This window comes from Mucilaginibacter gilvus (genome assembly GCF_004054195.1).
Classification (GTDB): domain Bacteria; phylum Bacteroidota; class Bacteroidia; order Sphingobacteriales; family Sphingobacteriaceae; genus Mucilaginibacter; species Mucilaginibacter gilvus.
On the sequence record NZ_SBIW01000029.1, the window covers coordinates 1 to 12164 of the forward strand.

Genomic DNA, 12164 nt, shown 5'->3' on the forward strand with positions numbered 1-12164 from the left:
TATTCCCCGGTGATGATGCCCGCGAGTTTTGGGTACGTGCCGAGGACCGCAACCGCGAAACTGCCGTTTGCTACGATAAACTGGGTATGGCGGAGTATGCGGCTATGGAGGCGTTTGTGAGATACCACTACTAAAATACAATCAACTAAATCTCTCTATATCTCCGAAGAGGCGCGAGCAATTGCGCCTCTTTTTTGTTTAACCGTTTTTCTTGTAGAGACGCAATGCTTTGCGTCTCCCTGTAGATTATCATTGCATGAAGTTATGCATGGTGTCAGACGCGAAGTATCGCGTCTCTACAGCCCTATCTTCCCATTCACCAACCCAATTATCTCCGCTTCCGCAGCAATTGCTTGTTGCTCCAAGTTCTCGCCCTGCTTTAAAATATCATCCACAAAAATCTTATCCTTATACCCCGTGGCATTTATTTTCACATTCATGAAAGCCCCGATCACTGCCGAGCGTGCGCACAAGGCCGCCACCCCTCCATCGGTAACCGAATTGGGGTTACCAACTTCTACCATCGCTTTTATCAGCGTCAGGCTCTCGTAAGATATCTGCATCACCTTAAACGGCACTTCAATTGCGTATTTGGTAGCATCCTGTATCGCTTTATCGCGCGACGCCTTTTCGTCGTCAGTAGCTTTAGACAAGCTAAACGCCTCCATAATTTTATTGAAGGCTGCGGTATCCAGGTCTACTAATCTTAGTAGTTCATCTTTATAGGCTTGGCCCTTTTCTGCCCAGTTGCTAAACTCTTCCCATCGGCTATCCCAACCTTTTTTGTGCGATGATAAGTTAGCCACCATAGTAGCCAGCGACGCACCCAAAGCGCCCATATAAGCCGAAATAGAACCACCGCCCGGCGCGGGGCTCTCGCTCGCAGTTTCGTCGGCAAAGGCGGTTAAAGTCTTACCTATTAATTTGCTCGCCGCAGTATCCTGCAACAGGTATTCTATTATGCGTTCCCTTGGGTTAAACGACCCCAGTTCATCCAGCCGCATCGATTTTATAGCGATCTTGATTAGTTCCGCTTCGCTCAGCCCTACCGAGCGCTGTTGCTTCCGCAGAAAATATTTACCCGCATCCAGCATCGCTTTCAGCGGCATCAAGCCCACCAATTCACTGCCTGTTACCCGGATACCCCGCTCATCGGCTTTCTTACAAACCTCATCAAAAGCGATGTGGATCGGCGTAACTTCAATATTGGTAAGGTTCATGGAGATCTGCGCCACGCCGTACTCCTCAATGTACCAGCCTATTGCCTTTACACTTTTCAACGAACCCGGGATGCTCTTTGGTTTGCCGTTTTCATCCATAATAACTTTACCCGTCACCGGGTCGCCATTACGCAGCGCGCGGCCTGCCTCGCGTACATCAAACGCAATAGCGTTTGCCCTGCGGGTGCTCGTGGTGTTCAGGTTCACGTTATAAGCTATCAAAAACTCACGCGCGCCTATCACCGTGGCACCCCGTTTCATGTCATTTTCCGCGGGCCCAAAATCAGGCTTCCATTGCGGTATTTTTATCTTCTTAAAAAATCCTTCGTACTCGCCCGCACGAATGATAGACAGGTTGCTGCGGCTTTTATCCGGCTGCGCATACTCATATAAATAAACAGGGATCTGCAATTCTTCCCCCACCCTTTTGGCCAGCTGCCGGGCGTACTCCGCCGTCTCTTCCATCGTAATATTAGCAATGGGTATCAGCGGACAAACATCTGTTGCGCCCATCCTGGGGTGTTCGCCCTTATGCTTGCTCATATCTATCAGTTCCCCGGCCTTTTTTATCGCCAAAAAAGCAGCCTCTATCACCGCAGATGGTTCACCCACAAAAGTCACCACCGTACGGTTCGTGGCCTTGCCCGGGTCAACGTTCAGCAGGCGTACGCCTTCCACCGTTTCCACCTCGTCGGTAATTTGTTTGATGATAGCCAGGTTTACACCCTGGCTAAAATTGGGTACGCATTCAATTAGTTGGTTCATTGGTTCAGTTGTTCATTGGTTCATTGGTATTTGCGTGGTTAGTTAAATCTGCGAAATCCCAAAATCATTAAAATCTGCGGTCCACACTTTTCCCGGCTTCATTTTCCCCTGGTAATATAGTATTTCGTGGTAGTCGGCACATGGGTAGGCCTGCATATCGGCAAGCATTCCCGGTGCTAATATACCACGGTTTGTTATTTTTAGTGCGGCGGCGGCACGGTAAGTTAGCCCGGCAAATACTTCCGCAGTGGTTAATTTTTCGGATGCGCTCATTACTGCTGCCTGCATCAGCAGGTCGCCCATAGGTGCCGAGCCGGGGTTCCAGTCGCTGGCTATAGCGAGGCAAGCACCGGCATCCAGCAATTTGCGGGCAGGCGCGTAAGGCATTCCCAACCCCAACGACGCGCCGGGCAAAGTAACCGCGACCGTATTTGACTCCGCTAATAATTCTATTTCGGCCGCGCCACTCGCTTCCAAATGATCTGCTGATAATGCCCCTACTTCAACAGCAACCTTACTTCCGCCCGTCGTGAACTGATCTGCATGCACCGTAATCTCAAAACCCATTTGCTTTGCTTTATCCAGGTAAAACAATGCGTTCTCCGCGTCAAAGGCACTTTGTTCAATAAATATATCCACCCTTGCGGCAAGGTTTTCCTCTCTTACTACCGGCAGCAATTCATGCAGCACATATTCCAAATATTCGCGTTGCGATCCATTAAAATCCTTTGGCACCATGTGCGCGGCCAGGCAGGTGGATACCATTTTAGCTTTAGTTTTAGCAGCTGCCGCTTTAATCGCCCGCAGTTGTTTTAGTTCTTCCGCCAAACTCAATCCATACCCGCTTTTTACTTCTATGGTGGTAACGCCTTCCGCCAAATGCCGGTTTGCCCGTTGTACAAGCAACTCCGTAAGCATCGCTTCATCAGCCGCCCGGGTTTGCGTAACCGTATCCCAAATGCCGCCGCCGCTTTGGGCAATTTCCAAATAGGTTTTACCGGCTATCCGCATAGCGTAATCCTTCGCACGTTTCCCGCCGAAACAGATATGCGTATGGCAATCTATAAAGCCGGGCATTAACACTTGGCTGCCTGTAATTTCTTCTATTTCGGCCTTTGGGTTCGCCTTTCTTAATTCCTCAAAATCACCAACCGCCAATATCAGTTCATTCTCTGTCAGTACGCCACCGTTGGGAATGATGTGCAATTGCTCATCCCTCAATACTCCTTTTAGCGAGAGGCTTGGTAAAGGAAGAATTTGCGTAAAAGGGCCTATTAGTTTTTTCATTTTTGTTTATTGTTCAATAGCGATGGGTTTGAAACCCATCGCTATGTTGGTACATAACCACCCCGTCATGCTGAACTTGTTTCAGCACCCCATCTGCTTAGTCGCTACCATGCAAACCGCCCACCTGTCCTGTGGGGTGCCGAAATAAATTCGGCATGACGGATTATTTCTGGGACGTTGCCTGCGGCCCGGGCTTTCCGCTCATACGCCTGCAGGCCTTACGCTTTTGGCCGGTACCCGCTGCAATCCCTAACGCAATTACCGCTCAGCATTCCCACCACGTCATGCTGAACTTGTTTCAGCGCCCCATCTGCTTAGTCGCTACCATGCAAGCCACTTACCTGTCCCGTGGGGTGCCGAAATAAATTCGGCATGACGGACTTATTTTTAACTAATCTACCACACCTTCAACCCAAACCTGTCCGCCCACTCGCTGGCTTTATCATATCCGGCATCGGTATGGCGGAAGATGCCCATCGCAGGGTCGTTATGCAATACGCGTTTGAGGCAGGTGGCGGCACACTCGGTGCCATCGGCCACTACTACCATGCCGGCATGCTGCGAATAGCCCATACCCACGCCGCCACCGTGATGGAACGACACCCAGGTTGCCCCGCCCGAGGTGTTGGCCATCAGGTTGAGTAGCGGCCAATCGGACACCGCATCCGAGCCATCCTTCATCGATTCCGTCTCGCGGTTTGGCGATGCTACCGACCCGCAATCCAAATGGTCACGACCGATCACTATCGGTGCTTTTACTTTTCCGCTGGCTACCAGTTCGTTCAATATCAAGCCGGCTTTTTCGCGTTCGCCCATGCCCAGCCAGCAAATGCGGGCGGGCAGGCCTTGAAAAGCTATCTGCTTTTGCGCTTTCTCCAGCCAGTTGATGAGCGGCTTATTTTCGGGAAAAGCCTCTATCAGCGCCCTGTCGGTTATATAAATATCTTCCGGGTCGCCGGATAATGCCACCCACCTAAACGGTCCTTTTCCCTCGCAAAACAGCGGGCGAATAAAGGCAGGCGTGAATCCCGGGAAATTAAAGGCATCCGGCTCGCCACCCTGTCGGGCAAATTCGCGCAGATTGTTGCCATAATCAAAGGTGATGGCACCTTGTTTTTGCAGCTCCAGCATAAAACCAACGTGGCGGGCCATACTTTTTAGCGAGAGTCGTTTGTATTGCTCCGCATCTGCTTTCCGCAGGTCGAGCGCTTCATCCAGGCGTAAGCCGTTGGGGATATAGCCGTTCAATGGATCGTGTGCCGAGGTTTGATCGGTAAGCATATCGGGCACAATGCCGTCGGCAATCAGGCGTTGCAGCATATCGCCGGCATCGCTTACCAGGCCAACAGAAAGTGTTTCGCCTTTTGCCATGGCGTCTTTTACCCAAGCGATGGCCTCCTCGTAAGAATGTGTTAACCTATCGATGTATTTGCTATCGATACGTTTTTGGATGCGTGTTGCATCTACATCGGCACCTAAAAATACCGCGCCTGCCATGGTTGCGGCCAGTGGCTGTGCACCGCCCATGCCGCCGATGCCGGCGCTAACAATGAGTTTCCCTGTCAGGTTGCCACCGAAATGCTGGCGGCCTGCTTCCACAAAGGTTTCGTAAGTGCCCTGCAAAATGCCCTGCGTACCAATGTAGATCCAGCTGCCGGCGGTCATTTGCCCGTACATCATCAGCCCCTCGGCTCGGAGTTTATTAAAATGTTCCCAGGTTGCCCAGGCAGGCACCAAATTGCTGTTGGCTATCAATACGCGCGGCGCCTGCGGGTGACTGCGGATAATGCCCACCGGCTTGCCCGATTGTACCAGCAAGGAATGCTCCTCGTCCAGTTCAAGCAGCAATTCTATAATTTTTCGTAACGATTCGGGGTTGCGGGCAGCCTGACCAATTCCGCCGTAAACCACCAGTTCATCCGGGTTTTCGGCGACCTGCCCATCCAGGTTATTGAGCAACATGCGCAGGGGCGCTTCCGTTTGCCAGCTTTTAGCGTGCAAAGTATTCCCAACCGGCGCTTTGTAAACCGGGTGGCTTGCGTAGGTTTTAATAAATTCCGAACTCGTCATCGTTGTTTAAATTGATGTGATGTTGTTTGGCGGCTTCTTTGGCAATCGCCTCAAATTCGCCACTTGTAATTAATTGGTGCAGTTGGTTAATGTCTTCCGAGAAGATCCTATCTTCATCAATAAAAGGTACCTGTTTACGCACCAACTGATGGCAAGCCTCAATAACCGGGGTGGATAAAAGCGGCCTGCGAAAATCTAAGGCTTGCGAAGCATAAAGCAGTTCGATCGCCTGAATGTACTCCAAATTATCCAATACCATGTGCAGCTTACGCCCGCTGATGGAGCCCATGGACACATGGTCTTCCTGCCCCAGCGATGTAGGTACGCTATCGGCACTGGCCGGGAAACAAAATGTCTTATTTTCGGTAACGAGTGCCGCTGTGGTGTATTGCGGTATCATGAGGCCCGAGTTTAGCCCCGCGCCGTTGGTTAAAAGTTTTGGAAGGCCGTAACGGCCTTCGCTCATGAGGTAGCAGCGGCGGTCGGCAATATTGCCTAATTCAGCTGCGGCTACGGTAGCATAATCCAGCGGCAAGGCCAGCGGTTGCCCGTGGAAATTACCGCCGCTGATGGTATTTTCGGCACTAAAAACAACCGGGTTATCGGTAACTGAGTTAAGTTCTATCTCCGTCAATTCCTTTAAATGCAGCCAGGCGTTACGCGATGCGCCATGCACCTGCGGCATGCAGCGGATTGAATATGGATCCTGCACGCGGTTACAATTGATATGGGCGCCGTTGATAGCCGAGCCATTCAACAGGGACGCTAAGCGTTGCGCGACATATTTGGTGCCCTTATAAGGGCGAATGGCATGTAGCCGGGCATCAAAGGGGCGCGAGGAGCCCATCAACCCTTCCAGGGACATCGCACCGATCAGATCGGCTACATTTAGGGCGTTGTTTAACCGCTCCACCGCTTTTATGGCAAATGCCAGTATAAACTGCGTGCCGTTGATAAGCGCGAGGCCTTCCTTTGGGCCTAATATCAGCGCTTGTAAATTATGTTCTTTCAATACTTGCCCGGCAGGCTGCTTTTCATTGCCAGCAAAAACTTCGCCCAAACCTATAAGTGGCAAAAATAAATGCGCCAACGGGGCGAGGTCGCCGGATGCGCCTACCGAACCTTTTTCGGGCACCACGGGTATTACATCGTTATCGATATGCCAGATCACCCGCTCCAGAGTTTTTGGGGAGATGCCCGAATAGCCCTGCGCCAGCGCTTGTACTTTGGTGATGAGCATCAGTTTGGCTGTCTCCTGCGGAATGGGTTTGCCCACGCCAACGCTATGGCTTTTGAGGATATTGCTTTGCAGCAGGCTGGTATCTTTTTCGGAGATGCTGGTATCGCACAGCGGACCAAAGCCGGTATTAATTCCGTAGACCGGCTTTTGCGCATGAACTATCTTCTCTACTTCTCTCCATGATCTATGGATCCCTTCCGCCGCTTCCTTATTGATGGTCCCTTTGAGTTTGCCCGAAGCAATATCAATCACCTTGCCTATGGACAGGTGCTCCACTCCATAATTAAAACTATTCATCGGTAGCGGGTTTTGGGTTCAACTTCTTACTAATGGTATCCGCCAGGTTTGCCGAGCGAAACACGTTCTCCATGGCAGCAATAGCGGGCAGCAGCTGCGTGGCGGCGGCATCGCTTTCGGCAAGGTCCATCATGCTGGTGTTAATAGCTTCCCAAATGGGCAAGATCTGATCAAGGATAGCTTTCCCTTTTTGGGTGAATTGTACCAGCTGCCTCCGGCCGTCATCGGTACAAACCGACGTTTCCACAATATTTTTATTCTTAAGATTAGTGATCAGCTGGCTTGCCGCCGGGTGCGACACCTCGGTTTGCTCGCTGAGTTCTTTGATGGAAAGCGACTCGTTCTTCGACAATAAATAAAACACCGGGAACCAACTTGCTTCAAACTCGATGCCTTCGTTTTGGTAAATACGGTTTATTTCGGCTAAGAAAGTCTCGCTCATCCGCCGGAGGCGACTGCCTAAAACAAGGTAACCTAAGCTTTGGTACAAATTCATGATGCAATTTATATAAGTACTTATATAAATGCAAATGTTATTTTAAATAGGCGAGCCCCCAGCCCCCTGAAGGGGGAGCTTTTTGATTTGCAAAGCAGAAACATTGGGGCTGTAACATTCGTGTTTTTATTAACAGATGATACACAAATAAGTATTTTAGGCCCATGAAAAAACTAACATTACTATCTATACTATTCCTCGGCTTGTTTTGCCGTGTTGCTCATGCCGGCGCTATCGACACCATAAAAAAGAATGGCTACACCCTCATCATATCCGGTAACGACGAGCATTTTGATAATGCCATCAAAGAAAAGCTCATCAGCACCTTTTTTACCGTGTACCCTAAAATTGTAAAAGAATACAACAAAAAGAGCCTGAAAACGGTGAACTTTTTCATTGATACCGCCTACCACGGCGTTGCCGCTACAGGTAATGGCCGCGTGGTGTTCAGCCCTGCTTACATGACTAAGCACCCGAACGATATCGATGTGGTTACTCATGAGGTAATGCACATTGTTCAGGATTATGGCGACAGCAGCGGCCCCGGCTGGCTGACCGAAGGCATTGCCGATTACGTTCGCAACGAACACGGTGTTGCCAACGAGGCTGCCAACTGGAAGCTTCCGGCCTACAAATCAACCCAAAACTATGACAACGCCTACCGTGTAACCGCCCGCTTTTTGGTGTGGGTAGAAACTAAGGTTAACAAAGGCAGCGTAAAAAAACTGGATGGCATTATGCGCAAGCATACCTACAACGATAACACCTGGAAAGATGTTACCGGGAAATCGGTGGATGAGTTGTGGAAGGAATATTCGGAAAATCCAAACACATAGGCGAGCCCCCCAACCCCCTGAAGGGGGAGCTTTTGAATTGCGTTGCGAATATTGCATGTTTGCTAACCCCTCCCCGCCTTTGCGCTCATTACCACTGCACCCCTCCCCTTGGGAGGGAGTTGTGTATATAACAGAAAAGGCTTTCCAAATGGAAAGCCTTTTCTGTTTATGTCTTCGACAAGCTCAGACTGACAATTTTGTTATCAACCGCCCAGTGCTGCTGCACCGCTCACGATCTCGGTAAGCTCGGTAGTGATGGCTGCCTGGCGGGCCTGATTGTATGAAAGTTTAAGAGCTTTCAACAGGTCACCGGCGTTTTCGGTTGCTTTGTCCATCGCTGTCATACGTGCACCGTGCTCAGATGCGTTTGAATCTAATACCGCGCGGTATAACTGGATCTTAATGTTCTTAGGGATCAGCTGCTCTACAATTTCTTCCTGCGAAGGCTCCAATATGTAATCAACCTGTGCTTCAATTGCACCATCCTTAGTTTTTAGTTTTTCTTCCTTTGGCTTAGCTTCTGGTTTCGGTACCGGCAATAACTGCTCCGCTACCTGGAACTGGATAGCCGCGTTACGGAAATGGTTGTACACCAGTTCTACACGGTCGTAATCGCCATTGATAAAGCCTTGCATCATCGCTTCGGTAATTTTTGAAGCATTGATGAAGTTCAGATCCAGGTACAAGTCGTTATTGTTGCCAATAACATTGTACTTACGGCGCTGATAATATTCCTGGCTTTTTTTACCGATAGATACGATAGACACATTGCCCGCCCTAAGCTGCTCGCTGTATTTTTCTGCTATCAGGTTATTGGCCGTTTTAATAACGTTGGCGTTGAACGCGCCCGCTAAACCACGGTTTGATGATACAACTACAACCAATACACGTACCGGCTCGCGCTCCTGCAGGTATGGCGACGCGCCATCCTCCAAACTTGCCGATAGGTTTGCCAACAGGTCTTTCAACTTATTAGCGTACGGGCGTAATTGTACAATAGCATTGGTCGCTCTTTTCAGCTTGGCCGCCGAAACCATTTTCATGGCCTTGGTGATCTGCTGCGTAGAGCTTACCGACGATATCCTGTTTCTTACTTCTTTTAAATTAGCCATTCTTTTTTTGAGTGGTGAGTTATGAGTTATAAGTACTGAGTTTTGAACTCAAAACTTAAAACCCCTTACTCAAAACTAAATTAATATTTACCTGCCAGCTCTTTAGCAACTGTTTCCAGTACGCCGGTTAGTTGGTCATCGAATTTACCTGCTTTAAGGGCGGCCAACACTTCAGGGTGGCGTTGCTCTAACTGGCTGGTGTATTCTGCTTCAAACTCACGGATCTTGTTAACCGGTACGTTACGCATCAGGTTTTTAGTGCCCAGGTAGATAATAGCAACCTGTTTTTCAACCGTTACCGGTGAGTACTGGCCTTGCTTTAATATCTCCACGTTACGTGCACCTTTGTCAATTACGTTTTTGGTAGAAGCATCTAAGTCCGAACCGAATTTAGAGAAAGCTTCCAACTCGCGGTATTGAGCCTGGTCGAGTTTCAAAGTACCAGCTACTTTCTTCATGGATTTGATCTGCGCGTTACCACCCACACGAGATACCGAGATACCTACGTTAATTGCGGGACGGATACCAGCTAAGAACAAGTTCGACTCCAAAAAGATCTGACCATCGGTAATCGAGATTACGTTGGTTGGGATGTATGCTGATACGTCACCTGCCTGTGTTTCGATAATTGGTAATGCTGTTAACGAACCGCCGCCTTTTACAATGTGCCTGATAGACTCTGGCAGATCGTTCATTTGCTGTGCGATGTTATCATTGCTGTTCACCTTTGCAGCACGCTCTAATAAACGGCTGTGCAGATAAAATACGTCACCAGGGTAAGCCTCACGGCCCGGTGGGCGACGTAGTAATAATGATACTTCGCGGTAAGCTACTGCTTGCTTAGAAAGGTCATCATAGATGATCAACGCAGGGCGACCAGTATCGCGGAAGTACTCGCCAATTGCAGCACCCGCAAATGGAGCAAAGAACTGCATGGTAGCAGAATCCGAAGCGTTTGCGGCAACGATGATAGAGTATGGCATAGCGCCGTTCTCTTCCAATGTGCGTACAATGTTTGCAACGGTAGAGGCTTTTTGGCCACAAGCTACATATATACAAGTTACCGGCTGGCCGGCATCATAAAACTCTTTTTGGTTGATGATGGTATCGATACAAACCGCAGTTTTACCTGTTTGGCGGTCACCAATAACCAACTCACGCTGGCCACGGCCGATAGGGATCATCGCGTCGATAGCTTTGATACCTGTTTGCAAAGGCTCGGTTACCGGCTGGCGATAAATAACACCCGGCGCTTTACGCTCCAAAGGCATTTCATACGTTTGGCCAAGTATTGGTCCTTTACCATCAATTGGGGTACCTAAAGTATCAACCACACGGCCAAGCATACCTTCACCTACGTTGATAGATGCAATACGATTGGTACGTTTTACGTTGTCGCCTTCTTTGATATCGTCAGAACGGCCCAACAATACCACACCCACGTTATCTTCTTCAAGGTTCAAAACGATACCTTGTAAACCATTATCAAATTCAACCAGCTCACCTGATTGTACTTTAGTTAGTCCGTAAACACGTGCAATACCATCACCCACCTGGAGTACGGTACCCACTTCTTCTAATTCAGATTCTGACTTGAAGCCCGCTAATTGCTGACGCAAAATTGCTGATACTTCGTCTGGTCTTACCTCTACCATTTTTCGAATTTATTTTAGAGTTTTAATTTAATATTATTTAGTTGCAGCTTGTGCAAAATCCTTTTTCAATTTCTTTAAGCTTGTGGCTATGCTGGTATCTACCTGCCTGTCGCCAACTGTAAGCACAAAGCCGCCAATTAGTTTTGGGTCAACCTTATCGGTTAACTTAACAGTACCGCCAATTGCCGCCTGTACATCGGCAAGCATCTTTTGCTTGTTAGCTGCGGATAGTGGAGCTGCAGTTGTTACCCTGGCATTGGTAATATGGTGCTTCACATCGTATAAGCCAATAAATTCATTAGCGGTAGTGTATAACACTTCGCCACGGCCTTTATTTACCATAATGTTTAAAAACGCGATAGTTACCTTGCCTACCTTAGTACCAAACACATCGGCCAATATATTAACCTTTTTGCTGTGCGAGATGATAGGATTAGCTAAAACAGCGCCCAACTCCGGGTTTGCCTTTACGGTTTTCAGGAACAGCTCCATATCGTCTTTAACCGCTTCAACAGCTTTCTGCTCTGCGGCTAAGTCGATCAATGCTTTTGCGTACCTTAATGCTACTGTTACTTCTGACATATCTTTTAGTTGTGAGTGTTGAGTGGTAAGTAATGAGTTGAACTCAGTACCCGTAACTCAAAACTTATTACTACTATAATTTCACTTCTTTTAACAGTTCTGCAACCAATGCATCCTGTTTGCTGCTGTCTTCAAATTGCTTGCGCAATACCTTCTCGGCAATCTCCAACGATAAAGTTGCAACCTGGTTTTTAACGTCGGCCATTGCAATAGCTTTTTGGTTGTTAATTTCTATACGGGCAAGCTCAATCTGGCGCGCGCCTTCTTTGTGTGCAGCATCTTTAGCTTCGCTGATGATCTGGTCTTTTACTTTTTTAGCTTCAGACAGGATAGCATCACGCTCTATACGCGCTTGTTTCAAAAGGACATCATTCTCGTTTGTTAAACGGGCCATTTCGTCTTTAGCGGCTTCGGCTTTAGAAAGCGAATCCTCAATAAAGCGTTCGCGTTCGTCAAGAGCGCCCATAATAGGCTTCCATGCAAATTTACCAAGTAAGATAAACAGTATAGCTAAGGATACTGTGGTCCAAACTATAAGGCCAATTTCCGGGGTTACTAATGGATTCATTTTTATATATAAAATGTTAAAATTTCAATTTTAAAT

General features: G+C 48.4%; 11 protein-coding genes and 1 pseudogene. 3 read left to right on the plus strand and 9 right to left on the minus strand.

The window, feature by feature from the left end; translation table 11 throughout:
- A pseudogene (locus EPL05_RS24425) lies at window positions 1–134 on the plus strand (PIG-L family deacetylase); the annotation flags it as partial.
- Window positions 135–296: 162 nt separating this feature from the next.
- Here the strand turns inward: EPL05_RS24425 and ftcD are convergent.
- Complete coding sequence (ftcD, locus tag EPL05_RS22510; protein WP_128536244.1) at window positions 297–1985, minus strand: glutamate formimidoyltransferase; 1689 nt, start codon at window positions 1983–1985, stop codon at window positions 297–299.
- Window positions 1986–2027: 42 nt separating this feature from the next.
- Entirely contained in the window at window positions 2028–3272 is a 1245-nt protein-coding gene (gene hutI / locus EPL05_RS22515) for an imidazolonepropionase (protein WP_128536245.1), read from the minus strand.
- A 155-nt stretch (window positions 3273–3427) separates the two neighbouring features.
- Here hutI and EPL05_RS22520 point away from each other — a divergent pair, with 155 nt between their 5' ends.
- On the plus strand, window positions 3428–3637 hold the full coding sequence (locus EPL05_RS22520; RefSeq protein ID WP_128536246.1) for a hypothetical protein: 210 nt from the start codon (window positions 3428–3430) through the stop codon (window positions 3635–3637).
- 31 nt (window positions 3638–3668) lie between these two features.
- Here EPL05_RS22520 and hutU read toward each other — a convergent pair whose 3' ends face one another.
- The 3 genes from hutU to EPL05_RS22535 are packed head-to-tail and all read right to left on the minus strand — an operon-like array spanning window position 3669 to window position 7375.
- On the minus strand, window positions 3669–5342 hold the full coding sequence (gene hutU, locus EPL05_RS22525; RefSeq protein ID WP_128536247.1) for a urocanate hydratase: 1674 nt from the start codon (window positions 5340–5342) through the stop codon (window positions 3669–3671).
- Window positions 5320–6879 carry a histidine ammonia-lyase gene (gene hutH / locus EPL05_RS22530; RefSeq protein WP_128536248.1) on the minus strand — a complete coding sequence of 520 codons (1560 nt, stop codon included), beginning with the start codon at window positions 6877–6879 and terminating at the stop codon, window positions 5320–5322. The genes hutU and hutH overlap by 23 nt, the downstream gene beginning before the upstream one ends.
- Window positions 6872–7375 carry a MarR family winged helix-turn-helix transcriptional regulator gene (locus tag EPL05_RS22535; RefSeq protein WP_128536249.1) on the minus strand — a complete coding sequence of 168 codons (504 nt, stop codon included), beginning with the start codon at window positions 7373–7375 and terminating at the stop codon, window positions 6872–6874. Before EPL05_RS22535 ends, hutH begins: the two co-directional genes overlap by 8 nt.
- Window positions 7376–7539: 164 nt before the next feature.
- On the opposite strand from EPL05_RS22535, the gene EPL05_RS22540 reads away from it, so the two are divergent.
- Window positions 7540–8211: a basic secretory protein-like protein gene (locus tag EPL05_RS22540; protein WP_128536250.1), complete on the plus strand. Its 672-nt coding sequence runs from the start codon at window positions 7540–7542 to the stop codon at window positions 8209–8211.
- Window positions 8212–8414: 203 nt separating this feature from the next.
- On the opposite strand, the gene atpG is transcribed toward EPL05_RS22540, so the two are convergent.
- The 4 genes from atpG to atpF all read right to left on the minus strand — a co-directional run bounded on the left by atpG (window position 8415) and on the right by atpF (window position 12128).
- Window positions 8415–9323: an ATP synthase F1 subunit gamma gene (atpG, locus tag EPL05_RS22545; protein ID WP_128536251.1), complete on the minus strand. Its 909-nt coding sequence runs from the start codon at window positions 9321–9323 to the stop codon at window positions 8415–8417.
- A gap of 80 nt (window positions 9324–9403) precedes the next feature.
- Window positions 9404–10978, minus strand: coding sequence for a F0F1 ATP synthase subunit alpha (gene atpA / locus EPL05_RS22550; protein ID WP_128536252.1), 1575 nt, complete (start codon window positions 10976–10978; stop codon window positions 9404–9406).
- A 33-nt stretch (window positions 10979–11011) separates the two neighbouring features.
- Window positions 11012–11560, minus strand: coding sequence for an ATP synthase F1 subunit delta (gene atpH, locus EPL05_RS22555; protein ID WP_128536253.1), 549 nt, complete (start codon window positions 11558–11560; stop codon window positions 11012–11014).
- Between the two features lie 73 nt (window positions 11561–11633).
- A complete protein-coding gene (gene atpF, locus EPL05_RS22560) occupies window positions 11634–12128 on the minus strand; it encodes a F0F1 ATP synthase subunit B (protein ID WP_128536254.1) in 495 nt (164 codons plus the stop codon).
- Between the last annotated feature and the right edge of the window lie 36 nt (window positions 12129–12164).